This is a genomic window from Mobilicoccus sp., from assembly GCF_032060985.1.
Classification (GTDB): Bacteria; Actinomycetota; Actinomycetes; order Actinomycetales; family Dermatophilaceae; genus Mobilicoccus.
The window spans coordinates 50,173-75,193 of the sequence record NZ_DAMBGD010000018.1 but is presented as its reverse complement, the minus strand read 5'-3'; the positions used below and the strand labels follow the sequence as shown (position 1 = coordinate 75,193).

General features: G+C 71.6%; 18 protein-coding genes and 1 tRNA gene. 13 read left to right on the top strand and 6 right to left on the bottom strand.

Annotated elements, in window-relative coordinates; genetic code table 11:
- The first annotated feature begins 36 nt into the window (after positions 1-36).
- On the top strand, positions 37-1,101 hold the full coding sequence (locus tag RT054_RS13500; RefSeq protein WP_312717915.1) for a saccharopine dehydrogenase: 1,065 nt from the start codon (positions 37-39) through the stop codon (positions 1,099-1,101).
- 203 nt (positions 1,102-1,304) lie between these two features.
- On the opposite strand, the gene RT054_RS13495 is transcribed toward RT054_RS13500, so the two are convergent.
- Positions 1,305-2,348: an LLM class flavin-dependent oxidoreductase gene (locus RT054_RS13495; protein ID WP_313024470.1), complete on the bottom strand. Its 1,044-nt coding sequence runs from the start codon at positions 2,346-2,348 to the stop codon at positions 1,305-1,307.
- 136 nt (positions 2,349-2,484) lie between these two features.
- Between RT054_RS13495 and RT054_RS13490 the strand changes: the two genes are divergently transcribed.
- Complete coding sequence (locus RT054_RS13490; protein WP_312717912.1) at positions 2,485-2,706, top strand: DUF6458 family protein; 222 nt, start codon at positions 2,485-2,487, stop codon at positions 2,704-2,706.
- Positions 2,707-2,886: 180 nt separating this feature from the next.
- Here the strand turns inward: RT054_RS13490 and RT054_RS13485 are convergent, their stop codons facing one another.
- A complete protein-coding gene (locus RT054_RS13485) occupies positions 2,887-4,764 on the bottom strand; it encodes an acyl-CoA dehydrogenase (RefSeq protein ID WP_312717911.1) in 1,878 nt (625 codons plus the stop codon).
- Positions 4,765-5,161: 397 nt separating this feature from the next.
- Here RT054_RS13485 and RT054_RS13480 point away from each other — a divergent pair, with 397 nt between their 5' ends.
- The gene (locus tag RT054_RS13480) at positions 5,162-6,934 is read left to right on the top strand and encodes a CYTH and CHAD domain-containing protein (RefSeq protein ID WP_313024465.1); all 1,773 of its coding nucleotides are present in this window, start codon (positions 5,162-5,164) and stop codon (positions 6,932-6,934) included.
- 350 nt (positions 6,935-7,284) lie between these two features.
- Here RT054_RS13480 and RT054_RS13475 read toward each other — a convergent pair.
- Positions 7,285-7,355: transfer RNA gene (locus RT054_RS13475), tRNA-Gly, on the bottom strand.
- A gap of 236 nt (positions 7,356-7,591) precedes the next feature.
- Positions 7,592-8,941, bottom strand: a complete 1,350-nt coding sequence (locus RT054_RS13470; RefSeq protein ID WP_313024462.1) for a D-alanyl-D-alanine carboxypeptidase — start codon at positions 8,939-8,941, stop codon at positions 7,592-7,594.
- A 227-nt stretch (positions 8,942-9,168) separates the two neighbouring features.
- On the opposite strand from RT054_RS13470, the gene dcd reads away from it, so the two are divergent.
- The 10 genes from dcd (at position 9,169) to RT054_RS13420 (ending at position 20,317) form a co-directional block, all read left to right on the top strand.
- Positions 9,169-9,744 (top strand): dCTP deaminase, encoded by a 576-nt coding sequence (gene dcd, locus RT054_RS13465; RefSeq protein ID WP_312717905.1) that lies wholly within the window; start codon positions 9,169-9,171, stop codon positions 9,742-9,744.
- A gap of 1 nt (position 9,745) precedes the next feature.
- On the top strand, positions 9,746-10,396 hold the full coding sequence (locus RT054_RS13460; RefSeq protein WP_313024459.1) for a dienelactone hydrolase family protein: 651 nt from the start codon (positions 9,746-9,748) through the stop codon (positions 10,394-10,396).
- A gap of 180 nt (positions 10,397-10,576) precedes the next feature.
- Positions 10,577-11,866 (top strand): ATP-binding cassette domain-containing protein, encoded by a 1,290-nt coding sequence (locus tag RT054_RS13455; protein WP_313024455.1) that lies wholly within the window; start codon positions 10,577-10,579, stop codon positions 11,864-11,866.
- Entirely contained in the window at positions 11,863-12,507 is a 645-nt protein-coding gene (locus tag RT054_RS13450) for an ABC transporter permease subunit (RefSeq protein ID WP_312717901.1), read from the top strand. Before RT054_RS13455 ends, RT054_RS13450 begins: the two co-directional genes overlap by 4 nt.
- Entirely contained in the window at positions 12,504-13,346 is an 843-nt protein-coding gene (locus RT054_RS13445; RefSeq protein ID WP_313024451.1) for an ABC transporter permease, read from the top strand. Before RT054_RS13450 ends, RT054_RS13445 begins: the two co-directional genes overlap by 4 nt.
- Positions 13,343-14,272 carry an ABC transporter substrate-binding protein gene (locus RT054_RS13440; RefSeq protein ID WP_313024449.1) on the top strand — a complete coding sequence of 310 codons (930 nt, stop codon included), beginning with the start codon at positions 13,343-13,345 and terminating at the stop codon, positions 14,270-14,272. The genes RT054_RS13445 and RT054_RS13440 overlap by 4 nt, the downstream gene beginning before the upstream one ends.
- 161 nt (positions 14,273-14,433) lie before the next feature.
- A complete protein-coding gene (locus tag RT054_RS13435; protein WP_313024446.1) occupies positions 14,434-15,177 on the top strand; it encodes a dienelactone hydrolase family protein in 744 nt (247 codons plus the stop codon).
- Positions 15,178-15,227: 50 nt separating this feature from the next.
- Positions 15,228-17,021 carry an ABC transporter ATP-binding protein gene (locus tag RT054_RS13430; RefSeq protein ID WP_313024443.1) on the top strand — a complete coding sequence of 598 codons (1,794 nt, stop codon included), beginning with the start codon at positions 15,228-15,230 and terminating at the stop codon, positions 17,019-17,021.
- A complete protein-coding gene (locus RT054_RS13425; protein ID WP_396837304.1) occupies positions 17,018-19,021 on the top strand; it encodes an ABC transporter ATP-binding protein in 2,004 nt (667 codons plus the stop codon). The genes RT054_RS13430 and RT054_RS13425 overlap by 4 nt, the downstream gene beginning before the upstream one ends.
- Positions 19,022-19,243: 222 nt before the next feature.
- Positions 19,244-20,317 carry an alpha/beta hydrolase-fold protein gene (locus RT054_RS13420; RefSeq protein WP_313024440.1) on the top strand — a complete coding sequence of 358 codons (1,074 nt, stop codon included), beginning with the start codon at positions 19,244-19,246 and terminating at the stop codon, positions 20,315-20,317.
- A gap of 32 nt (positions 20,318-20,349) precedes the next feature.
- On the opposite strand, the gene RT054_RS13415 is transcribed toward RT054_RS13420, so the two are convergent.
- Together RT054_RS13415 and RT054_RS13410 are read right to left on the bottom strand one after the other, a co-directional pair.
- The gene (locus RT054_RS13415; protein ID WP_312717890.1) at positions 20,350-20,685 is read right to left on the bottom strand and encodes a YnfA family protein; all 336 of its coding nucleotides are present in this window, start codon (positions 20,683-20,685) and stop codon (positions 20,350-20,352) included.
- Positions 20,686-21,199: 514 nt separating this feature from the next.
- A complete protein-coding gene (locus tag RT054_RS13410) occupies positions 21,200-24,997 on the bottom strand; it encodes a (Fe-S)-binding protein (protein ID WP_313024436.1) in 3,798 nt (1,265 codons plus the stop codon).
- Positions 24,998-25,021: the final 24 nt, after the last annotated feature.

The following is a 25,021-nucleotide window of genomic DNA, read 5'->3' as shown; positions in this document are numbered from 1 at the left end:
GCACGAGAGGTGATCCCTGCGATGAAGGAGAGCGTCATGACCGACCGTCCCCTGCTCTGGCTCCGACACGAGGTGCGACCCGGTGAGGGACGGGCGGCGATCTCGCCGCACACGGCACGCGTCCTGCGCGAGGCCGGGTTCCCGATCACCGTGGAGGAGAGCGACCAGCGCGCCTTCTCCCTGCAGGAGTACGTCGACGCCGGTTGCGACACCGCCGCGACGGGGACGTGGGCCGATGCGCCCGAGGGTGCGATCGTCGTCGGCCTCAAGGAACTCCCCGAGGGTGACGGCCCGCTGCGGGACCACATCTACTTCGGCCACGCGTACAAGCACCAGCACGGCGCCGCGCACCTGCTCGGCCGGTTCGTCGCGGGCGGCGGGACGCTGCTCGACCTCGAGTACCTCGTCCACGAGGACGGTCGCCGCGTCGCCGCCTTCGGGTACTGGGCCGGGTACGTCGGGGCCGCGCTCGCCGCCCTCGAGCACCGCGGACACCTCGAGCCCGACATGAAGCGCCGGAGCAAGGAGGACCTCGACGCGTTGCTGCGCGAGGGCGGCGCGGGGGACGACGGAGCGCGAGCCCTGGTCGTCGGGGCGCTGGGGCGCAGCGGACGTGGCGCGTGCGACGCGCTCGAGGTCGCCGGGATCACGGTGACCCGGTGGGACATCGCCGAGACGGCGAACCTCGACAAGGAGGCGCTGCTCGACCACGACATCCTCGTCAACTGCGTGATGGTGAGTTCCCCCGCGCCGCCGTTCGTCACCGGTGAGGACCTCGACGCCCCGGGGCGGCGCCTGTCGGTGATCTCCGACGTCACGTGCGACGTCACCTCCGACCTCAACCTCCTGCCGGTCTACGACGAGCTGACGTCATGGGAGGAACCTGCGCGCGTCCTCAGGCCCGCCGATCCCGACGGGGCACGGCCGCAGGTGCGCATCGTCGCGATCGACAACCTCCCCTCGCTCCTGCCCGCCGAGGCCTCGGCCACCTACGCCGAGGACCTCCTGCCGACGATGTTGGAACTCCCCGACGGGGCGGTGTGGGACCGGGCCCGTGCGCGCTTCGTGCAAGCCCTCGACGACGAGGGGGTCGCCCACTGAGGCGTCGGTGACGGCCGCGTGTCAGGCGGTGCCGAATCCGCGGGGCCACTTCGTCGCGACGTGCGGGCCCCCACCGCGACGAGGAACGACGCGAAACGGCCGTCGCCCGCCCCGGGAGGGTGGTCGGCGGCCGTTGGGCGTGTGCGGAGAGCCTGGCCCGTCCGTTCCGGAGGGCGGTTCGGGACACGGGAGGGGCCACGCGATCAGGGGCGCGGGAGTCCCCAGGCCTCGCCGAGCAGCTCGTAGCTGCGGCGGCGCAGCGCAGGGTCCCACGTGTACGTCGCGACGATGAGCTCGTCGACGCCGTAGCGCTCGACGATCTCGTCGAGCTGGGTGACGACCTCCTCGGGGGTGCCGACCGCGGTGAACGAGGGGCGGTCCCCCCGGCGCTCCGCGATCGGCATGGGCGGGGTGGCGCCGCGCAGGGTCGCGAGCATGTCCTCCCCGGGGGGGTCCAGGGGCGCGAGGCGACCGGTCGCGATACGGGTACGCATGGCCTGCGAGGTCGTCGCAAGGTGGCGGGCCTCCGCCGTCGTTGGGGCGCACACGACGTTGACCCCGGCCATCGCGTACGGTGCGTCGATCTGCGCGGTGTGGGCCTCGGTGGTGAACCGGGAGCGGTACACCTCGAGCGCGGCGTCGACGGCGTCGGGCGCGAAGTGCGAGGCGAACGAGAACGGCAGGCCCAGGGCGGCGGCGACGCTCGCCCCGCCGAGGGAGGAACCGAGCATCCACAACGGCACCTTCGTGCCCTCGCCGGGCAGGGCGCGGACCCGCAGGCCGTCCCGGCCGGGGTCGGCGCGGTCGCCGAGCAACGTCGCGAGATCGGCGACGTCCTGCGCGAAGTCCCGCAGCTCGGCCGAGGTGCGCTGCAGCGCGGCGGCGGTGACCGGGTCGGTGCCCGGGGCGCGGCCGAGACCGAGATCGACTCGGTCGCCGTACAGCGTGGCCAGCGTGCCGTAGTACTCCGCGACCATGAGCGGCGCGTGGTTGGGCAGCATGACCCCACCGGAGCCGACACGGATGGACTCGGTGTGCGCGGCCACGTGTGCGAGGAGCACGGCGGTGGCCGAACTGGCGAAGGTCACGCTGCCGTGGTGCTCGGCCATCCAGAACCGCGTGTACCCGGCCCGTTCCACCGTGCGGGCCAGCTCCGTGCTGTCGCGGAGGGCGTCGGCGGCCGTGGAGCCGGCACTCACCGGCGCGAGATCGAGAACGGACAGGGGGACACGACGATCGGCACTCATGCAGGTCACAACACCTGCGCGGGCCCGTCTTATTGCCTCCACTCGGCAAATTCGTCGTCTTCGGTGGGGGCATTGCCATGCATCCGGGCGGTTTCGTGTCGATAATCACGTCGACACCCACACACGCGGAGGCCCCATGTCCATCGGTTTCGGTATCTTCCTCATCGCCCTCGGCGCGATCCTGTCCTTCGCCGTCAAGGACGCGCTTCCGGGCGTCGACCTCACGATGGTCGGCTACATCCTCATGGCGGCGGGTCTGGTGACCTCGCTCGTCTCCGTCGTCATGATGAACCGCTCCCGCGCGGTCGTCTCGCGTCGCACGACCACGGTCGAGGACCCTCGCGACCCCTACGCCTGAGCCCACCACACACCCGAGACGGCACCTGGGATGGAAGCTCAGGTACTGCCTGAGCGATAGCACCGCTGCCATCCCATCTGCCGTCTCGGGTGTCGTGCGGGGATGGCGTGGCCCGTACGACGAACGCCGTCCCCACCCGGCTCGGGTGAGGACGGCGTTCGTCATGCCGCGGGGCGAGCCTCAGAAGGCCGCCTCGGGCACCTCCATGAGGGAGTTGTCGGACAGTTCGCACGCCGCACGCTGCCCGGCGAGCAGCGGGAGCTGCGTGCGGGCGAAGAAGCGGGCCGCGGCGATCTTGCCGGTGTAGAAGTCGACATCGCTGCCGTCGGCGCCGTTCTCGAGGGCCTTCTGCGCCACGTCGGCCTGCAGCAGGAGCAGCCACCCGACGAGGACGTCACCCGCCGCCATGAGCAGACGCGTGGTGTTCTGGCCGACGATGTAGAGGTTGCTGAGGTCGCCACCCTCCTGGCGGGGGTCGGACTTCATGAGCAGGTCGATCATCGACCCGCCGATGACGGTGATGTCCTCGACGGCCTTGCCGAGCAGCTCGCGCTCCTTGGCGAGCGGGTCGGACTGCAGGTCCGCGCCGCCCTTGACCGTGGCCATGACCTTCTCGCTCATGTACGTGAGGGCCCTGCCCTTGTCGCGCACGATCTTGCGGAAGAAGAAGTCCTGGCCCTGGATCGCCGTGGTGCCCTCGTAGAGGGTGTCGATCTTGGCGTCGCGGACGTACTGCTCGACCGGGTAGTCCTGGAGGAATCCGGAGCCACCGAAGGTCTGGAGGGACTCGGTGCCGAGCAGCACCCAGGCGCGCTCGGAGCCGACGCCCTTGACGATCGGCAGGAGCAGGTCGTTGACCCGGGCCGCCATGTCGACCGCGGAGCCCTTCTCGGCCTCCATCGTCCCGGTCTCGAGGTAGTGCTGGTCGACGATGTCCTGCTGCATGGCCGTGAAGAGCACGAGCGCACGGAGGCCCTCGGCATAGGCCTTCTGGAGCATGAGCGAGCGCCGCACGTCCGGGTGGTGGGTGATCGTCACGCGGGGGGCGGACTTGTCGGCCATCTGCGTGAGGTCGGCGCCCTGCACGCGCTCCTTGGCGTACTCGAGGGCGTTGAGGTACCCCGTCGACAGGGTGGCGATGGCCTTCGTGCCGACCATCATGCGGGCGTACTCGATGATGCGGAACATCTGCGCGATACCGTCGTGGACGTCGCCGACGAGCGTGCCCACGGCGGGGTGCTTCTCACCGAAGCGCACCTCGCACGTGGTGCTGACCTTGAGGCCCATCTTGTGCTCGACGTTGGTGACGTAGACACCGTTGCGCTCGCCGAGCTCACCGGTCTCGACGTCGACCATGTACTTCGGCACGGAGAACAGCGACAGGCCCTTGGTGCCGGGGCCGGCGCCCTCGGGGCGGGCGAGTACGAGGTGGATGATGTTGTCGGTCATGTCGTGCTCACCGGAGGTGATGAAGCGCTTGACGCCCTCGATATGCCACGTGCCGTCGGGCTGCTGCACGGCCTTGGTGCGGCCGGCGCCCACGTCGGAGCCCGCGTCGGGCTCGGTGAGCACCATCGTGGCGCCCCACTGCTTCTCGACCATGTGATGGGCGAGCTTCTTCTGGTCCTCGGTGCCGAGTTCGTACAGCACGCGGGCGAACCCGAAGCCGGCCGAGTACATGTAGATGGCCGGGTTGGCGCCGAGGACGAGCTCGGCCGCAGCCCAGTTGAGGGACGGCGGGACGACCATGCCGCCCAGCTCGGCGGGGACGCTCAGTAGACCCCAGTCGGCGTCGACATACGCCTTGTAGGAGCGCTTGAACGCCTCGGGGAGGGTGACGGTGCCGCTCTCGGGGTCGAACACGGGGGGGTTGCGGTCGGAGTCGAGAAGGCTGTCGGCCAGCTCGTTCTCCGCCAGTTCGCCCACGGCGTGGAGGATCTGGCGGGCGGTGTCCGCGTCGAAGTCCTCGTACGGACCCGAACCCAGGACGTCGTTGCGACCGAGCACCTCGAAGAGGTTGAACTCGAGATCGCGGAGATTGCTCTTGTAGTGGCCCACGGGCGGCCTTTCCCTCGTCGTGCGTCGGGAACTACCCCGACTCCGGTTCGTATGCGTGGGGCTCCGAGGTGACGCACGACTCGAGTGCGCGACTCCGGGCACATTACCGATGAGTAATCAGGATGACCGACCGTCCTTCCTCCTGGCAAGCGATGTGGCCCCGGTGGGATGAACGCCACGTCCGGTGATCGGCCCCATGAGCGACGGTAGTCGACCGGCGTCATCGCTGGTCGTCGACGGTGTCCACCGATGACGACCGGTGCCGGGGCAGGGCTGACCCGTCCTCGGGGTGAACGGCGCCGGGGGCGAGAAGTCCACCCCGGGGCCGATCCGGCATCACGGCCCGGCCGGTAAGGTTGACCACACGTGTCGACGACGTGACGACGGGGTGAACGTGATGTCCGGTGGCCTGAACGGCGACGATTCCGCGGAGATCGACGAGGTGAGGACCTCCCGGCCGGGGGTCGAGGGGGCCGCCGCAGACGGGGCCACGGACGGCGTCGCCGTCACGGACGCCGCTGCCCGCGACGCCGGTGACGCCGGTGACCTGGACGACGCCCACGACGCCGAAGACCTGGGCGACGCGTCGGTCGAGGCCGATGTCTGGGGTGCTCGCGATGAGACGGACGCCTCGGGGGAGTCGACCGGCGAGTACTCCGCGGGGGCGCTCGAGGTCGAGGTCGAGACCGAGCTGAAGTTCGACGCCCCCCGCCGCTGGTCGATGCCGAGGTTGGACCGCGTCGCCGGCATCGCCGCCGTCGAGGCGCCGCAGCGGTTCACGCAGACGGCGACCTACCTCGACACCCTCGATCTGGATCTGCTGCGGGGGAGGCACACCCTCCGCCGCCGGACCGGTGGCACCGACGCCGGTTGGCACCTCAAGACTCCCGGGGACGGCGCGGGACGGGTCGAACATCGCCTGCCGCTCGGACGGGTGTCGATCGTCCCGTCGGAGCTGCGTGACCTCGTGGCCGACCTCGTCGGGGACTCCGCACTCGTCCCGGTCGCGCAGCTGCGCACGCGCCGCACCCGTCGCGCCGTGACCGACGAGGCGGGCGCCGTGCTCGTGCTCGTCGAGGAGGACGCCGTCGAAGCCACGACCTACGTCGACGGGGAACGCGTCCATCGGTGGCGCGAGGTGGAGGTCGAGCTCGTCGACGGCACTCCCGCCGACCTCGAGACCGTCTCCGCCGCGCTCGTCGCGTCGGGGCTCGTCGCCTCGCCGCACCCGAGCAAGCTGGGGCGCGCACTCGACGAGCCCCTGTCGCGCCCGGTGCCGGGCAAGGACGACGACCGGAGCGCCGGGGCCGTCGTGCTGCACTACCTCTCGGCGCAGGTCGGTGTCCTGCAGGGCAGCGAGAACCGACTGCGCGAGGACGCGAAGAGCGCGGTGCACAAGGCCCGTGTCGCCACCCGGCGCCTGCGCAGCACGCTGCGGACCTACCGAGCGCTGCTCGACCGCGTCGAGACCGACCCGCTCCGCGAGGAGATCAAGTGGCTCACGGGCGTCCTCGGCGAGCCGCGCGACGGGGAGGTGCAGCTCGCCCGGATCGGTGGCCTGCTCGACTCCCTCGAGCCCGATCTCGTCGTCGACGGCGCCGACGTCACGATCCGCGAGACGCTCGAGGCCGAGCACGCGCAGGCCCATGCGCGCATGGTCGCGGTCCTCGACTCGAGCCGGTACGAGCGGCTCATGGCGGACCTCACGGACCTCCTGCTGCGCCCGCCGTTCCTCCCCGACGCGTCCCGACCCGCGACCGAGGTGCTTCCGGGGCTCGTCACGAAGGCGTCCCGGGCCGTGGTCACGCAGGCGAAGCGGGCTGCGGCGATGCCGGAGGGCCCCGAGCGCGACGAGGCGGTCCACGACATCCGCAAGCTAGCGAAGGCGGCGCGGTACGCCGCAGAGGCGGCCGGCCGCTCGGCGGGGTCGTCGGCCAAGGACGTCGTCGGCGCGTTCACCGACCTCCAGGAGGCCCTCGGCGACCACCAGGACAGCGTCGTCTCCCGGGGCGTCGTCATGCGGCTCGCCGACCAGGCTCGCAAGGCCGGCCGCGACACCTTCACCTACGGAGTGCTCGCCGAACGCGAGTACGCCCTCGCCCGCAGCGTCGAGGCCCGCTACGTCCCCCTCCTGCAACAAGCACGCAAGGCGGCCAAGAAGCTCCGCTGACCCCGCCCCGCCGAGGTCGCATCCGAGATCGCATCCGAGATCGCAGCCGAGGATGCAGCGAGGGGGTCGCCATCACGGCCCTCTCATCGCATCCTCGGCTGCGATCCCGTGTCGGGGCATGCCCGAAGTCGGTGGTGCGGCCGGGCTCCCCGAAACCGGCCCGTGCTCCCCTCATTGGGGGAGCACGGGCGGGGAATCGTGTGTGCGCGCCACCATCCCACCGCACCCCGTCGCGCCGCCATGCCCACCGCACCCCCTTACCCGCCGCGCCTCATGCCACCGCGTCACCCCTGCGCGTCGGGCACGCGAACGGCCCCGCAACCGGAGGGCTGCGGGGCCGTTCGAACCAGAGCGAGTGACGGGAATCGAACCCGCGTATCAAGCTTGGGAAGCTTGTGTTCTACCATTGAACTACACTCGCGTTTTCGCAGGTCAGGCGCCTTATCGCAATGCCGCGAACTCGTTTCGGAGAACGGCGGGCGAACGGGGTGTGACCGCGTCGGGTGCAGTCTACGACACACTCCGCCCGCCTCGTGACACGGGCCTCGTCGGCCCGCGGTGGGCGCGCCCTGCGCGGGCCGGCCGGACCGCGCGGCAGGACCTCGGCAGAAGGACATCGGCGGCAGGTGTCGCAGTGCCCGTGCCTCAGTCCGGACCTCAGCGGCAGCCCACGACGGCGGTGCCCATCGTGTCGACGGCGGAGCGCACGGAGGCCGTCCTGGTGTTCCCGTTCTCGATGAACGCGAACACGCGGCGGCGGCCGTCGACGCCGTAGGCGATGCCCGTGAGGGCCACGGCGTCGCCGAGCGTGCCGGTCTTGGCGACGACCTTGCCGACCGCGCATCGCTGGGACGGCGCGCGGAACCGCGATCGGAGGGTGCCGGTCTGCCCGGCGCGGGGCAGCGCGCCCCAGGCGAAGGCCACCCGGCGGGTGGTCGGGTCGTCGTAGAGACGGTCGACGGTGGTCGCGAGGGTCCGCACCGGCATGCGGTTCGCGCGCGAGAGGCCCGAGCCGTCCTTGTTGACGTAGCCCGCGAGCGGGACGTCGGCGCGGGCGAGCACGGTGCGCTGGTGGGCGAGGGCGTTCGTCCACGTCGGGCGAAGCCCCGACTCGAGGGCGGCGAGGCGCAGCAGGTACTCGGCATAGGTGTTGTCGCTCACCGAGAGGGTGTGGGCGACCAGCGAGGACACGGGCGCCGACCAGCTCTGCCCGAGCTCCTCCGCCTGGGCGGGGGTGACCCCGGCGCCCGCGACGCGGGCGGTGATGCCGGCCTTCGTCAGGGAGGCGGCGAACACCTTCGCGGCGGCGAGGGACGCGTCCGCGCCCCGGTGGCCGGTCATCGTGAGGCCCCGGACGAGCTGCACCTCACCGGGCACGTAGCTGCTCTTCCACCCGGTCGCGCGGGAGGGGGTGGGGAACACCGAGGCATCCGCGTACACGGTGACCGATCTGCGGCCGCTGCCCAGGAGCTGGGTGGCCGTACGGTCGCCGAGGGTGCGCAGACGCGCCGCACTCAGGGAGGGGTCCCCCGCGCCCTTGAGGTAGACGTTGCCGGGAATGGCGCGGGAGGCGAACGTCCGGGTGACGAGCTGGGTGTCCGGTGAGGTCGACCGCAGGACCGTGAACGCCGTCATGACCTTCTGGGTCGAGGCGGGCATACGGCTGCGCGTGGAGTTGCGAGACCACAGGGTCGCACCGCTCGCCTCGTCGAGGACGAGGCCCGAGAACGCGGCCCCCAGGTAGGGGCTGCGCGCGCCCGCGTCGAGGCGGATCCGCATCGAGGTGGACGTCGCTGCGGCGGTCGAGGTCTGTGCCTGGAGAGTCGTCACCGACGTACTGGCGGTGGCGGACGGGCGGGCGACGGTCGCGTTGCCGGGGGCGACCGGATCGGGGGAAGGGGCGGCAGTGGCGGTCCCGGCAAGGAACGACGAGGTGAGAAGGGTCGCCGCCGCCGCGGCGCCGAGGGGGGCGAGACGACGGGCGGGGGAGGGGGCGAGCAGACGCATGGGCGGTCCTCGTGGTCGGTGGTCATGGTGCGAGTCGCCCTGCGTCCCAGCATGTCTCGACGCCGGGACCGGTACGCGTGCGCACCCGCGGTCCTCTCTTCGTCACGGCCGCTCGACACCTTGAGACAACCGCGTTCCCAGGCTTCGCGGGAATCGGGTGACCAGGCGTGCCGCCGTGCTCGCCGCGGGCGTGCTCCCGACCCTCCCGGGGGCGGTAGCGTGAGGCCGTGCTGCTCTCAGATCGTGACATCAGGGCCCAGGTCGAGGCCGGGCGCGTCCGCCTCGACCCCTACGACCCGGGGATGGTGCAGCCGTCGAGCATCGACGTCCGTCTCGACCGGTACTTCCGGCTCTTCGACAATCACAAGCACCCCCTCATCGACCCGGCGGAGGAGCAGCCCGACCTCACCCGCCTCGTCGAGGTCGAGCGCGACGAGGCGTTCGTGCTGCACCCCGGAGAGTTCGTCCTCGGGTCGACGTACGAGCTCGTGACCCTCCCGGACGACGTCGCGGCGCGCGTCGAGGGCAAGTCCTCGCTCGGGCGCCTCGGCCTGCTCACCCACGCGACGGCGGGGTTCGTCGACCCGGGATTCAGCGGCCACGTCACCCTCGAGCTCAGCAACGTCGCCACGCTGCCCATCAAGCTCTACCCGGGGATGAAAATCGGACAGCTGTGCTTCTTCCAGTTGTCCTCCTCGGCCGAGCACCCCTACGGCAGTGACGTCTACGGGTCGCACTACCAGGGCCAGCGCGGCCCCACGGCGAGCCGGTCCTGGGCCGGGTTCAGTCGGGTGGACGTCTGAGATGCCACGGCTCCTGCGGCGGAGGCCGCTCGAGCGTGCGATCCACACCCTCGTGCGCGGGGAGCGGCCGGTCGAGGCCATCGTCGTCACGCTGCACGGCGGTCCCGAGCGCGGCTTCCGGCGCACCGCGCCATGGAGCGCCCCCTACCTGCGGATGATCCCGTTCGGCCGCCGCGTGCGTGAGCTGTCGGACGAGCGCATCGCGATCGTCCACCTGCGCCACACCCAGACCGGGTGGAACGGCGGCGAACGCACGACCGTCGGACAGGCGCGGATGCTGCTCGCCGAGCTCGCCCGCCGGGAGCCCACCCTGCCCGTCGGGCTGCTCGGGCACTCCCTCGGCGGCCGCACCGCGCTCGCCGCCGCGGGGTACGCGCACGTCACCACGGTCGCGGCCCTCGCGCCGTGGGTGACGCCTCACGACGACGTCGCGCACCTGATCGACCGCGACGTGCTCATCGTCCAGGGGGATCGCGACCGCATGTGCCCGAAGCCCGAGACCGACGCCTTCGTCGAGCGCCTGCGGGAGGCCGGCGGGCACCCGAGGTACGAGGTGCTCGAAGGATGCGGCCACAGCATGTACCGGCGCGCCGGCGAGTGGCACGACATCGCCGCGAGCCACCTCGTCCGCACCCTTCTGCCGCGGGGCTGACACGGCAGGGATGCCGCTGCCGACCGATGCCGCGGGGCGGACACCACGGGCGGGCGTTCCGGCGCCGCCACCGCAGGGCCGACGCGGCGGCGACCTGGATCGCCCACGCGTCCAGGAGGGTCGGGTCTCACGGCACCTCCGGGCAGGCGGTTGTCGGTGGTGGCCTATACGTTGGGGCGCATGATCCGGTTCGAGCACGTCACCAAGACGTTTCCGGGCGGCACGGTCGCCGTGGACGACCTCACGCTCGAGGCCCCCCGCGGCCGGATCACGGTGCTCGTCGGCCCCTCCGGGTGCGGCAAGACCACGTCGCTGCGCATGGTGAACCGCATGATCGAGCCCACGTCGGGCACGATCCTGCTCGACGGAGTCGACGTCGCCTCGATGTCGACGGCAGAGCTGCGGCGGGGTATCGGGTACGTCATCCAGCACGGCGGGTTGTTCCCGCACCGCACCATCGAGCAGAACGTCATGACGGTGCCTCGGCTGCTCGGCTGGTCGCGCGCCAAGGCTCGGGAGCGGGCTCGGGAGCTGCTGGAGGTCGTCGGCCTCTCCCCGGAGCTCGCGTCACGCTATCCCGCGCAGCTCTCCGGCGGGCAGCAGCAACGTGTCGGCGTCGCGCGGGCTCTCGCCGCCGACCCGCCCGTGCTCCTCATGGACGAGCCGTTCAGCGCGGTCGATCCCGTCGTGCGCGAACAGCTGCAGAACGAGCTCATCAGCCTGCAGGCGCAGTTGCAGAAGACGATCCTGCTCGTCACCCACGACATCGACGAGGCCATCAAACTCGGCAACGAGGTCGCCGTCCTCCGCGTCGGCGGACGCCTCGCCCAGATCGACGGGCCCGCGCGACTGCTCGCCGAACCGGCCGACGACTTCGTCGCCTCGTTCGTCGGGCGTGACCGCGGCTACCGCTCCCTCGCGTTCCAGGATGTCGACGTTCCCCTCCACCGCGAGCACGCCGTGCGCATGGGGGAGCAGGTCGAGGAGCCGTGGAGCCTCGTCCTCGACGACGCCGGTCGGCCCCTGGGGTGGGTCGGAACCGGGGGTCAGGCGATCGCAGACTCCGCCGACGCCGCCGGGCGGGTCGTCGCCTCCCCGGAGTCCCTGCGTCTCGGTGGCACGCTCGCCCGTCGCGGCGGGAGTCTCCGCGCCTACCTCGACGCCGCGCTCTCCTCGCCCAGCCGCCGTGGGGTCGTCGTCGACGACGACGGCGTCCTCGTCGGCGTCGTCCATCCCGGTGAGGTGCTCGAGGCGATCGAGGCGGCAGGTCGGGCGGGGGTCGCCGACACGGCGGCGGACAGCCGCGGTGTCGCCGCCGCCCCCTCCACCGAGGCGCCCGTCGCCCGCGGGTCACGCGAGGGCGGTGGCGAGTCCGTCGGAGCGCCCGATCGCTCCGGCTCAGGCGTCTCCGCCACGACGAACGCCTCCGGGTCCTCCGTCGCCGCCGAGGGTCGGCAGGAGCCGACGTGACCTGGCTCCCCGACAACCTGGACGTCGTCATGCGCCTCGCGGGCGCGCACGTCGTCCTCGCCGGGGTGCCGTTGCTCGTCGGTCTCCTCCTCGCCCTGCCGCTGGGCTGGGCGGCGCACTCTCGCGAACGGTGGCGCCCGTTCCTCGTCGCCGGCACGGGGCTGCTCTACACGATCCCCTCGCTCGCGCTGTTCGTGCTCATGCCGTTGCTGCTCGGCACCCGCATCCTCGACCCGTTCAACGTCGTCGTCGCGATGACGGTGTACACGGTCGCGTTGCTCGTGCGCACCGTCGCCGACGGGCTGGATTCGGTTCCCGACGAGGTCACGGCTGCGGCGACCGCGATGGGCTACGGGGGCCTCGCCCGGGCGCTGCGCGTCGACCTCCCGCTCGCGGTGCCGGTCATCGCCGCCGGCCTGCGGGTGGCGGCCGTGAGCAACGTGAGCATCGTCAGCGTCGCCTCGCTCATCGGGGTCCAGCAGCTCGGGGTCCTGCTCACCGACGGGTACGCCCGCAACTTCCCCGAGGTGCTGTGGGTCGGCATCCTCGCCTGCCTGTTGTTGGCGCTCGCGTTCGACCTCGTCATCCTCGTGGTCGCGCGGGTGCTCACGCCGTGGGCACGGGTGGGGGTGGCGCGGTGATCTCCCGACTCCTCGCCTGGTTCGCCGACCCCGCCACGTGGTCCGGCTCCGACGGCATCACGGCCCGGGTGCTCGAGCACCTCCTCTACTCCGGCATCGTCGTCGCGATCGCCGCGGTCCTCGCCATCCCGGCGGGGTTGCTCATCGGGCACACCGGTCGCGGCAAGTGGGTCGTCACGTCCACGAACGCCGCCCGGGCGATCCCGAGCCTCGGTCTGCTCTTCGCCGTCGCCCTCTGGCTCGGGCCCAGGCTGAGCTCCGATCTCGCGTTCGTCCTCCCGAGCATCATCGTGCTCGTCGTCCTCGCGATGCCGCCCCTGCTCTCGGGGGCGTACGCGGGGGTCGAGGCCGTCGATCCCGGGGCGCGCGACGCGGCGTACGGGATCGGCATGACCCGCCGCCAGGTCCTCACCGACGTCGAGCTCCCGTGCGCGTTGCCGCTGGTGTTCTCCGGCATCCGCAGCGCCACGCTGCAGGTCGTCGCCACCGCCACCATCGCCTCGTTCATCAGCCTGGGTGGACTCGGGCGGTTCCTCGTCGACGGCCTGGCCTCGGCCGATTACGCGCAGATGGCGGGCGGTGCGCTCCTCGTGGCAGCTCTCGCCCTCGCCCTCGACGGGGTCCTCGCGCTCGTGGAGCGGCTCGTCGTCTCCCCGGGCCTGCGCCTCGACAGCGGCCGGGTCGCTCGCCGGGCCCGCCGGGCGGGCGCAGCCGACACCACCGGGGGATCGCCGTCGTCAGGTCCCCACGCCGGTCCCGTCGTGGAGGCGGCCGCAGCCTCCTCGTCCGCGGCCACGCCCTCCACGCCCATGTCCACCCCAGAAAGGCCGTCACCGTGACCCGCACCCGCATCGGCGCACTCGCGCTCGCCCTCACCGCCACCGTCTCCCTCAGCGCCTGCGGCGGAGGCGGCGACGACCCGCTCGCCAAGAACCCCGGAGACGGGGGCACCGCGGCACCCGCCGGCACCATCACCGTCGGCTCGGCGGACTTCTCCGAGTCCAAGCTCCTCGCCCACCTCTACACCGGTGCGCTCAAGGACAAGGGCGTGGCCGTCAACCCGCCGCGGCTCGGCATCGGGGCTCGCGAGGTGTACCTCAAGGGCCTCGACGACGGGTCGATCACCGTCGTCCCGGAGTACACCGGCGCTCTCGCCCTCTTCTACGACAAGAATTTCACCGGAACCGACCCCAACGAGGTCTACTCCCACCTCGAGTCCTCGCTTCCCGCCAACCTGCAGGTGCTCCAGCCGAGCGCGGCGGAGGACAAGGACTGCCTCGCGGTCACCAAGGAGACGGCGCAGAGCAAGTCGCTGCGCACCGTCGGCGACCTCGCCAAGGTCTCCGGCGACATGACCCTCGGTGCGCCCTCGGAGTTCAAGAGCCGGCCCCAGGGCGTGCCCGGGCTCGAGTCCACGTACGGGATCACCTTCAAGGACGTCCGTTCCCTCAACGGTCAGGCCCTCGTGCAGGCCCTCACCAACGGTCAGGTCCAAGCCGCGAACATCTTCACCACGGACCCCGCGTTCACCCAGCACGGCCTCGTCCCGCTCGAGGACGACAAGGGCCTCTTCGGCAGCCAGAACGTCGTCCCCCTCGTCACCAAGGAGGTCGCGGCCAACGCGCAGGCCGTCGAGGCGCTCGACGCCCTGTCGAAGTCCCTCACCACCAAGGACCTCCAGGACATGCTCACCAAGGTCGACGTCGAGCACGCCGACCCCGCCCAGGTGGCCCAGGAGTACCTCGCCGCTCACAAGGGGAACTGAGTCCCCCGCGTCCACACCGAGTCCCCCGCGTCCATGAGGGATGAGGTCGCGACACCGCCCCGGTGCCTGCGGCGGAGGCACGCGACCCGTGCGTGTGCTCGCCGTGGGGGGCGGCGGGTGGCCCCCTTGCATGCGCCGCCGTGGTGTCGTAGGCAGGGGGTATGAACGAGATGCTGACGATCACGACCGACGCCGGGCAGGCGCAGGCCTACCTCACCCGCCCCGACGACCGACGGCGTCCGGGCGTCCTCATGTTCATGGACGCGATCGGCGTGCGGGATCGCACGAAGCAGATGGCCGACCGCATCGCCTCGTGGGGGTACGTCGTGCTCCTGCCCCACGTCTTCTACCGGGAGGGGACGGTCGAGGACCTCGCGCCCGGCCTCGACCTCACCGATCCCGACCAGCGTGCCGAGTTCGGGAAGATCAGCGGGCCGCGGGTCGCGCGCTACACACCGGAGCTGTCGAACCCGGACACGGCCGTGTGGCTCGACGAGCTCGCCCGGCACGCGAGCACGCCGGTCGGGGCGGTGGGTTTCTGCATGGGGGCGCGCCTCGCGATCCGCGCCGCCGCCCTGCGACCCGAGGATGTCGCCGCGGTCGCCGGGTTCCATGGCGCGAAGCTCGTCGAGGAGGGGGCGGAGGACTCCCCGCACCTGCTCCTCCCGCGGACGAGGGCGGCCTACCTCTTCGGTCACGCCGATCAGGACGCCCTCAACGACGCCGAGGCCATCGCGGAGCTGGAGCAGAGCCTGGAGGCCGCCGGCCTGTCGGCCACCAGCGCGATCTACCCGAACGCGCCCCACGGGTTCACGATGTCGGACACCTCCTCCTATCAGGAGGCGGGCGCCGAGCGCGCGTTCGCCGAGCTCGAGCCGTTCCTCGCCCGCGCACTGCAGGGGTGAGCCGCATTCTCGGGTGAACGGTTGTCGGTGGCCGGGTTCATGATGGTCCTGTGCTCATCCGACTTCTCCGTCGCTATCTGAGTCCGTACGTCGGGCTCCTGGCGATCGTGCTCATCATGCAGCTCGGCTCGACGTTCGCCGCGCTGTGGCTGCCCTCGCTCAACGCCGACATCATCGACAACGGGGTCGCCAAGGGCGACGTCGGGCACATCTGGGACGTGTCCTGGGTGATGCTGGGAGCCTCGATGGTGCAGATCGTCTGCTCGGTGGCGGCCGTCTGGGCGGGGGCCAAGGCGGCGATGAGCCTCGGGCGCGACGTGCGGGCCGATCTGCTCGACCGGGTCATGAGCTTCTCCGCGCGCGAGGTCGCCCGGTTCGGCGCGCCCTCGCTCATCACCCGGAACACGAACGACGTGCAGCAGGTCCAGCAGCTCGTCGTCATGGGCTGCATCATGCTCGTCAGCGCGCCCATCATGATGGTGGGCGGCGTGCTCATGGCCCTGCGGGAGGATGTGGGGCTGTCCTGGCTCGTCGCGGTCGCGGTGCCGGTGCTGCTCGTCTCGGTCCTGCTCATCATCCGGCAGATGGTGCCGCTGTTCCGTCAGCAGCAGACCCGCATCGACACGGTGAACAGGGTGATGCGCGAGCAGATCTCGGGCCTCCGGGTGGTACGTGCGTTCACTCGCGAGCGCGCCGAGCGCGACCGTTTCGCCCTCGCGAACGACGACCTCACGGCCACGACGTTGGCCGTCGGTCGGCTCATGGTCATGATGTTCCCGATCGTCATGGCCGTGCTCAACTGCTCCACCGTCGCGGTCATCTGGTTCGGCGGGCACCGCGTCGCCGCGGGTGACATGCAGATCGGGTCGCTGTTCGCCTACCTCACCTACCTCATCCAGATCCTCATGAGCGTGATGATGGCGACGATGGTCGCGACGATGATCCCGCGGGCGGCGGTCTCGGCCGAGCGCATCGGTGAGGTCCTCGAGGAGCGTTCCAGCGTCGTCACCCCGGCGAACCCCGTGCCGCTCTCCGACCTGCACGGGGAGGTCCGGCTCGAGGAGGTCTCGTTCACCTACCCCGGTGCCGAGGCTCCGGTGCTCGACGAGGTGTCGTTCGTCGCCCACCCCGGCACCACGACGGCGGTCATCGGCAGCACCGGCTCGGGCAAGACCACCCTCCTCAAACTCCTCCCACGTCTGTTCGATGCGACCGGGGGCCGGGTTCGCCTCGACGGGGTCGACGTCCGCGACATTGACCCCGAACAGCTGTGGACGCGGGTCGGGCTCGTCCCGCAGAAGCCGTACCTGTTCAGCGGCACGGTCGCGAGCAACCTCCGTTTCGGTCGGCCCGAGGCCACCGACGCGGAGCTGTGGGAGGCGCTGAGGGTCGCGCAGGCCGAGGGGTTCGTGAGGTCCTACGACGACGGCCTCGACCACCCGATCACCCAGGGCGGCGCCAACGTCTCCGGCGGTCAGCGGCAGCGGCTCTGCATCGCACGGGCGCTCGTCGCGCGCCCCGAGTTGTACCTCTTCGACGACTCCTTCTCGGCCCTCGACGTCGCCACCGACGCCCGGCTACGCGCGGCGCTGCAGCCGGTCGTCGCCGACGCGACGGTCATCATCGTCGCGCAACGGGTCGCCACCATCGTCGACGCCGACCAGATCGTGGTCCTCGACGCCGGTCGCGTCGTGGGCAGGGGGACGCACGAGCAGCTGCTCGACACCTGCGAGACCTATCAGGAGATCGTCGCCTCCCAGCTGCGCGCCTCCGACCTCGAGGACCTGCCACGCGCGGTCGCGCCGCAGGCCGGCTCCCGCGCCGGTGAGGAGGCCGGGGCATGAGCGCCTCCACACGGACGGGCGTCGCCGACGACCCCCGCGACGAGCAACGCGAGACCGCCGAGGTCGCCAAGGCCGCACGACGGCGGGGTGGTGGTGGTCATGGGCACGGTGGCATGGGGATGCCGGCAGAGAAGTCGTTGGACTTCTTCGGTTCCGGGCGTCGCCTGCTCGGCCGGCTCGCACCCGTGCGCCTGCAGGTGATCGCCGCGGTGGCCCTCACGGTCCTCAGCGTCTCCCTGTCCGTGCTCGGCCCCAAGGTCCTCGGCCGCGCCACCGACCTGCTGTTCGCCGGGGTCATCGGCGCCAACCTCCCGGCCGGCACGACCAAGGAGCAGGTCGTCGCCGGGCTGCAGGCCAGGGGCGAGACCAACCTTGCCCAGATGCTCGCCGCGATGGACGTCGTGCCGGGGCGCGGGGTGCAGTTCGACGAGATCGGCCGGGTGCTGCTCGTCGTCCTCGCGTTGTACCTCGTGTCCTCGCTGCTCATGTGGGGCTCGGGGCGGATCGTCAACGAGGTCTCGATGGTGACGATGCGGCGTCTGCGCAGCGACGTCGAGGACAAGCTCCACCGTCTGCCGCTGCGCCACGTCGACGCCCAACCCCGCGGCGAACTCCTCAGCCGCGTCACCAACGACATCGACAACCTCGGGCAGAGTCTGCAGCAGACCTTCGGGCAGCTGCTCAACTCGCTCGTCACGGTCGTCGGCATCCTCGCGATCATGCTGTGGATCAGCCCGACGCTCACGCTCATCGCCCTCGTCGCGATCCCGATGTCGGCGGTCGCCACCGCGGTCATCGGCAAGCGCAGCCAGAAGCTGTTCGTGCGCCAGTGGAACCGCACGGGTGTGTTCAACGGGCAGATCGAGGAGGCCTTCACCGGCCACGAGCTCGTCACCGTCTTCGGTCGCCGCAAGGAGGCCGTCGCCCAGGCGATGCGGACCAACGACGAGCTGTTCGAGGCGACGTTCGGGGCCCAGTTCGTCTCCGGTCTCATGATGCCGGTGATGATGTTCGTGGGAAACCTCACGTACGTGTTCGTCGCCGTCGTGGGCGGACTCAAGGTCGCCTCCGGTCAGATGAGCCTCGGCGACGTGCAGGCGTTCATCCAGTACTCGCGGCAGTTCACCCAGCCACTCGCGCAGGTCGCCTCGATGGCGAACCTCCTGCAGTCGGGCGTCGCCTCGGCCGAGCGGGTCTTCGAACTGCTCGACGCACCGGAACAGGAGCTCGACCGGGAGCACCCCGACCTCCCGCAGCGGGCACGGGGGCGCATCGCGTTCGACGACGTCTCGTTCTCCTACGACCCGGAGCGCCCGCTCATCGAGCACCTCGACCTCATCGCCGAACCGGGCCAGACCGTCGCCATCGTCGGACCCACCGGCGCGGGCAAGACGACACTCGTCAACCTCGTCATGCGGTTCTACGAACTCGACGGAGGCCGCATCACCCTCGACGGTGTCGACATCACCGACATGTCCCGGGAGCAGCTCCGCAGCCAGATCGGCATGGTGCTCCAGGACACGTGGCTGTTCAGGGGCACGATCCGCGACAACATCGCCTACGGCCGGCCCGGTGCCACCGACGACGAGATCCGTGCCGCCGCCGAGGCCACGTACGTCGACCGGTTCGTCCAACACCTCCCCGACGGGTACGACACCGTGCTCGACGACGACGGCAGCAGTATCAGCGCGGGGGAGCGGCAGCTCATCACGATCGCGCGGGCATTCCTCGCACAGCCGAGCCTCCTCATCCTCGACGAGGCCACCTCGAGCGTCGACACCCGCACCGAACTGCTCCTCCAACAGGCCATGGCCGCCCTGCGCAGTGATCGCACCAGCTTCGTCATCGCCCACCGGCTCTCCACGATCCGCGACGCCGACCTCATCCTCGTCATGGAGAACGGCCGCATCGTCGAGCAGGGCAGCCATGACCAGCTCGTCGCCGCCGACGGCGCCTATGCACGGCTCCAGGCGGCCCAGTTCGCCGGGGAGGAGACCTGATCGACCGGTGAGGCCCACGTGCGTCGGGGCGCGCGTGGGGCGCCGGGGGTGAGACGCACATGCGCACCGGGGCGGCTGCGGGGGGGGGGCGACGTGTGCGGCGGGGTCGGAGCGGATCCTCAGCACGGCCACAGTCGCCGGGTCTACCGTTGGCGCGCCGGTCGGGGGACCGGCGGCCCGCATGGGCCGGCGGTGATCGGAGACGTCGTGGGGTTGACCGACATGACCACGCTGGTGACGGCGTGGATCGTCACCGGGGGACTGTTCGTCGTCGGGGTCCTCGCCCGGGCGGCGCTCGTGCTCCTCACCGCGGTGGGGCTCCTCGTCGGGGTGGGCCTGCAGCTCAACGGCGACAACGGCTGGTACGTCTCGTGGGAGGACCTCGCAGGCGCGCAGGCCCAGGCGCAGGTGAGCACGGAGGGCGACGCGGCGGCGGCCGCGGCTGCGGCGCCCGGCCGGTCCCAGGACGCCACCACGACCCACGCATCGACCGAGCGGCCGCCGCTGCCCTCACCGGGAACGCGGAGGCAGGAGTTCACCGTCACGGGCGACGCGAGTCATCTGACCCTGCCGGTGCCGGTGACCCTGCCGGCCTCCTACGCGACGTCACCGACGCGGCGATACCCCGTCCTCATCGCCTACCACGGGTACCCGGGCGCGCCGAGCGGGTGGACGAAGACGATGCGCGTCGGGCAGGCGATCGACGAGCAGGTCGCCGCGAACCGTCTCGCCAAGACCATCGTCGTCGTCCCGCAGATCAACTCGCCGCTGTCGCGCGACGGGGAGTGCATGGACGGACCGGCCGGCACCCCGCAGCTGGAGACCTGGCTGACCGAGGACGTGCCCCGGTTCGCGAAGGCCCGTCTGCGCACGATCGAGGATCGCTCCGCGTGGGCGACGATCGGCTACTCCGCCGGCGCCTACTGCTCGGCCGTCGCCGGGATCCTGCACCCCGAGACCTTCGGTGCGGCGATCGTCATGGGCGGATACGTCCGGCCGGACTTCGCGGACGGCCCGCCCGTCCTCCCGGCCGGCTCGCCCGCCGCGGGACGATACGACCTCGTCGCCGCCGTGCGGAAGCACACCCCCTCCGTCGCGCTGTGGGTGCAGGCCGGCAGGCAGAGCCCGTACTGGTCCCAGATCCAGGCCCTCGAGCAGGCCGTGCGTCCGCCGACGTCGCTCACGACGGTCGTGGAACCGGACTCCGGGCACCGCTGGAGCGTGTGGCAGGCCAGGCTGCCCGACGCCCTCCGGTGGCTGGGCGCCGAGATCCTCGGCTTCCGTCCGCAGCGATGAGGCGCCTGGGCGAAGGAGCGACCGCCCCCCGCTCACGCCGCGCGGGGGGCGTACATGATGACGGCGACCCCGACGAGGCAGATCGCGGCGCCGGCGACGTCGTAGCGGTCGGGTCGGAAACCGTCGAGGGCCATGCCCCAGGCCAGCGAACCGGCGACGAACACGCCGCCGTACGCGGCGAGGATCCGCCCGAAGTGCGCCTCGGGTTGCCACGTGGCCACGAATCCGTACAGGCCCAGGGCGATCAGCCCTGCGCCGACGTACAGTCCACCGCGCTGCTCCCGCACCCCCTGCCACACCAGCCATGCCCCGCCGATCTCCGTGAGGGCCGCGAGGACGAACAGCAGGATCGAACGAACGATGTCCATGTCCACACCCTGCACCTCCGCGCGGCTGTTCCTCGGGTGGATGTCCGTCCTCGGGGGTCTTCCCTCCCGTGGGATCCACCGACGGTGTCGGTGGTGACGCGCCCCGGGCGCCGGGCCCGTTCGGTGTGCCTCGCGCGCGTGCGCCTGGCGAGGTCGTGACCGGCCTCCGCACGGGCCCCGCGGGCGGGGTTCGCCACGCGGTCGGACGCCGCCGCCTCCACCACCAGGGGGTGTGAGGGGCCAAGGCGTCACGGGCCTCGGCCTCGCCCTTCCTCCACGCCGAGCACGACGGCCGCGATCGTGATGGGCCACGACGGGCCGTCAACCCGTCGCCGGGACCTCCGTCGCGAAGCCGTAGGGTCCTGGTCGCCCGCACCGACGAACCTCGCGTCCTCCCGATCGGTTCGTCGGACCGCGTCCGGGCGTGAACTCACGAGCGCTCTCCGACGGCGAACGACGCCGCCCCCGGGAGATTCCCGGGGGCGGCGTCGTCGGTGTGCTCACGCGTCGAGGGTCACTGACCGCCGAGGATCTTCAGCGCCTCCGATGCGGCGATCGGCTTGCCGTCCGCCGCGTCCACGAGTTTCTGCCAGGCGCCCGAGCCGGGTCGCGGGCCGGCTGCGGCAGCGGGGGCCTCCGTCGGCGTCGGCGTGGCAGGCGCCGGGGTGTCCGGCGTGGTGACCGTGGCCGCGGTGTCGTCGGGGGCCGGGGCCTCCGACTCGTTCCCCTGCGACTCACCGCGAGTCGGGTCGGCCTCCGGCGTCACGGGCTCGGACGTGCTCGGCTCCTCCGTCGTCGGCGCCGAGGGGGACTGCGCAACCGGCTCGGGTGCGGACTCCGACACCGTCGACGGCTCCGCCGCGGCCGGGGTGGCCTCCGCCTGAGGCTGCTCGTCGACGGGGGCGGCGGGTGCCGGCGCGGGGGTCTGCGCCTGCGCCACCGGAGCCTCGTACGTGTCGGCCGTCTGCGACTGGCCGGCCGATGCGGCCCCGGCGCCGCTCAGCATCGCGAGGGCGTCGGAGGCCGACATGCGACCCGAGGGCAACTCGACCTTGCGCGCCGGAGCCGCGGACGCCGGTGCGGACGAGGCCGGAGCATTCGGCGTCTCGGCCGCGGGTGCGGGTGCCGTGTCGGCCTCTGCAGGGGCCTCCTCCGCAGGAGCCGGGGCCTGCACCGGCGGCGCCTCCGCCGACGGCGCCTGCGCCTCCGGCGCCTGCGCCGCGGGGGACTCGGCCGCGGCCGGGGTCTCGTCGGCCGCGGGAGCGGAGGCCGCCTGTGCCTGCATCATCGCGAGGGCGTCGGCCGCGGACATCTTGCCCGAGGGCATCGTCGCCGGAGCGGCCTTCGCCTCAGGGGCGCCGGCCGGAGCCGACCCGGTCTGCACCGTCGGCGCCGTGTCCGCCGCCGGTGCCTCGGCGTCGGGCGCCTCGGTCGCGTCCGAGGCCGGAGCCGAGGCCTGCATCATGGCCAGCGCGTCGGCCGCCGACATCTTGCCCTTGGGCATCTCGGCCGGCTTCTGAGCGGCGGGCTGCGCGGGCGCACCCTGGGCGGGAGCGCCCTGGGGCGCCGGAGCCGGCTCGGCTGCAGACTCGCCGGACTGTCCGGCCGCCTGAGCCTGCATCATCGCGAGTGCGTCGGCCGCCGACATCTTGCCGCCCGCGGGCTTGGCGGGGCTCTGTTCCTGAGCAGGTGCCGCCTGCGTCGCGGGTGCCGCCCCGGCCGCCGGGGCGGCGTCATCGCCCTGGCCGCCCTGGGCCTGCATCATCGCAAGCGCGTCGGCGGCGGACATCTTGCCGCCCGCCGGCTTGGCCGGAGCCTCGCCCTGCGCCGGTGCCTGCTCGGCACCCTGCTCGGCACGCGCCTCGGCTGCGGCGTGAGCCGTCGCGTCGTCGGTCTCGAACTCGCCGGAACCGCCCTCGGCGGCCTCGTCGCGAGCCTCGGCCTCGACCTCGGCAGGCGCGTCGGCACCCGCGGCGCCGGTCTGCCCGGCGGAGTCGACGTCGACCTCCGGGTCGGGGGCGTCGGTGGCCTGCTCGCCCCGGCGCACCGCGGCGAGGAGCATCTGGGCGACGTCGACGACCTCGACCTCTTCGCGGGCCGAGCCCTCGGACTGCATCGCGGTGAGCCCGTCGGTGAGCATGACGCGGCAGAACGGGCAGCCGATGGCGATGCGGTCGGCACCGGTCTCGACGGCCTCGGCGGTGCGGTTGAGGTTGACGCGGGTGCCGAGGTTCTCCTCGGCCCACATCCGCGCACCACCGGCGCCGCAGCAGAACGACTTCATGCCGTGACGCGGCATCTCCCGCAGCTCGACGCCCGGGAGGGCACCGATGAGTTCACGCGGCGGGGCGTAGACGTTGTTGTGACGTCCGAGGTAGCAGGGGTCGTGGTAGGTGACCGTCGATGCCGTCGAGGCGACCTTCTTGGCCGAGGACAGACCCGGGTGTTCTTCGGGCCGAGCCACGGGCACGAGGCGCTTCTCCCGCACGAGGCGGTTGAGCAGCTGCGTGTGGTGGACGACCTCGTACTGCCCACCGTTCTGCGGGTACTCGTTGCGCAGGGTGTTGAAGCAGTGCGCGCACGTGACGACGATCTTCTTCGCGCCGACCTCGCCCAGCATCTCGACGTTCTGCGCCGCGAGCATCTGGTAGAGGATCTCGTTGCCCGCGCGACGGGCGGCGTCACCGGTGCAGGCCTCCGCGTCGCCGAGGACGGCGAAGCTCACGTCGGCCTCGTGGAGCAGCTCGGCGACCGCACGCGTGGTCTTCTTCGCACGGTCCTCGAAGGCGCCCGCGCAGCCCACCCAGAACAGGTAGTCGACGCCGGAGAGGTCCTCGACGTCGGCGCCCACGACCGGGACGTCGAACTCGAGGCCCTTGGCCCAGTCCAGGCGCATCTTGGGGGCCATGCCCCACGGGTTCTGCTTGGACTCGAGGTTCTTGAACAGGCCACCGAACTCGGCCGGGAACGCCGACTCGATGAGCACCTGGTGACGACGCATGTCGACGATCGCGTCGACGTGCTCGATGTCGACGGGGCACTGCTCGACGCACGCCCCACACGTCGTGCACGACCAGAGGACGTCGGAGTCGATGATCGCGTCCGGGCCGAGGGCGTCGTAGGCGGTGAGGGGGTGTTCGGCGTCGTAGCCGGTGTCGCCGACGAGGGGCACGGTGGCGAGCTTGCGGACGTGCTCGGGGGTGCCGGCGCGCTCCTCCGCGCTCGCCTGCAGCCACGGGGCCATCTCGGCGGAGTGGTCCCGCATCGTCATCACGAGCATCTTGGGTGACAGCGGCTTGTCGGTGTTCCACGCCGGGCACTGGCTCTGGCAGCGGCCGCACTCGGTGCAGGTGGAGAAGTCGAGGAGCTGCTTCCACGTGTAGTCCTGCACGTGGCCGACGCCCATCTTCGGCATCGCGTCCTCGTCCTCGGAGTCCATCTCCATGATGTCCTCGAGGTTCTCGGCCGTGACGGCCTCACCGTTGACACGCATGGGCTGAAGCTCGCCGAGGCTCGTGCGGCCGTCGGCGTGACGCTTGAACCAGATGTTGAAGAACGCGAGGAACCGGTGCCAGGCGACACCCATCGTCGGGGTGAGGGAGACGACGATCATCCACGTGAACGAGACGAGGATCTTGATCGCGGCGACGACGTAGATGGACTCCTCGAGCCACTCCTGGCTGAGCGGGGCCCAGATGGGGCTCAGCCACGCGGTGAGGGGGAAGTGCAGCGCGAGGTTGGTCTCGGGCTCGGTGAACTTGAGGAGGGCGGCCTCCTGCGTCCGCAGCGACAGGATGCAGATCGAGACGACGAGGATGATGCCCTCGACGAAGTAGGCCTGCCACCAGTTGGATCCGAAGAAGCGGCTGCGGCGGCCGTGGTCACCGGCGGCGTTGCGTGGGTGGTTCTTCTGCCGGATGAAGACCAGGACGATGATGCCGATGAGGCAGCCCCAGGCGAGGAGCTCGACGAGCCACTCGAACGGCGGGAAGTGCCCGATGATCGGCAGCCGGAAGTCGGGCCAGACGAGCTGGAAGAACGCGTTGACCAGCGTGCTGAAGAGCACGAGGAACCCGATCGCGGTGAACCAGTGCGCGATCGCGACCACGGGGAGCCGGCTCATCCTCGTGTGGCCGAGGAACTCCTTGAGCAGGGTGGCGGTGCGGGCGCCGGGGTTGCCCGTACGCGTGGTGTCCGGGGCTCCGGAGCGGTAGAGGGCCGTGAACCGGTAGACCCGCCAGAAGAGCAGGCACCATCCGATCGTCGGCACGATGAGACAGAGGACGATCGCCGTGATCTGCAGCGCTGACATGCGCAAAGGATACGGAGTCGTATG

Bases quoted from the DNA above. Each gene is read 5' to 3' on its own strand.
- RT054_RS13500 (WP_312717915.1), top strand. From the start codon at position 37: ATGACCGACCGTCCCCTGCTCTGGCTCCGACACGAGGTGCGACCCGGT.
- RT054_RS13495 (WP_313024470.1), bottom strand. From the start codon at position 2,348: ATGAGTGCCGATCGTCGTGTCCCCCTGTCCGTTCTCGATCTCGCGCCG.
- RT054_RS13490 (WP_312717912.1), top strand. From the start codon at position 2,485: ATGTCCATCGGTTTCGGTATCTTCCTCATCGCCCTCGGCGCGATCCTG.
- RT054_RS13480 (WP_313024465.1), top strand. From the start codon at position 5,162: ATGTCCGGTGGCCTGAACGGCGACGATTCCGCGGAGATCGACGAGGTG.
- RT054_RS13470 (WP_313024462.1), bottom strand. From the start codon at position 8,941: ATGCGTCTGCTCGCCCCCTCCCCCGCCCGTCGTCTCGCCCCCCTCGGC.
- RT054_RS13460 (WP_313024459.1), top strand. From the start codon at position 9,746: ATGCCACGGCTCCTGCGGCGGAGGCCGCTCGAGCGTGCGATCCACACC.
- RT054_RS13455 (WP_313024455.1), top strand. From the start codon at position 10,577: ATGATCCGGTTCGAGCACGTCACCAAGACGTTTCCGGGCGGCACGGTC.
- RT054_RS13435 (WP_313024446.1), top strand. From the start codon at position 14,434: ATGAACGAGATGCTGACGATCACGACCGACGCCGGGCAGGCGCAGGCC.
- RT054_RS13425 (WP_396837304.1), top strand. From the start codon at position 17,018: ATGAGCGCCTCCACACGGACGGGCGTCGCCGACGACCCCCGCGACGAG.
- RT054_RS13420 (WP_313024440.1), top strand. From the start codon at position 19,244: ATGACCACGCTGGTGACGGCGTGGATCGTCACCGGGGGACTGTTCGTC.
- RT054_RS13415 (WP_312717890.1), bottom strand. From the start codon at position 20,685: ATGGACATCGTTCGTTCGATCCTGCTGTTCGTCCTCGCGGCCCTCACG.
- RT054_RS13410 (WP_313024436.1), bottom strand. From the start codon at position 24,997: ATGTCAGCGCTGCAGATCACGGCGATCGTCCTCTGTCTCATCGTGCCG.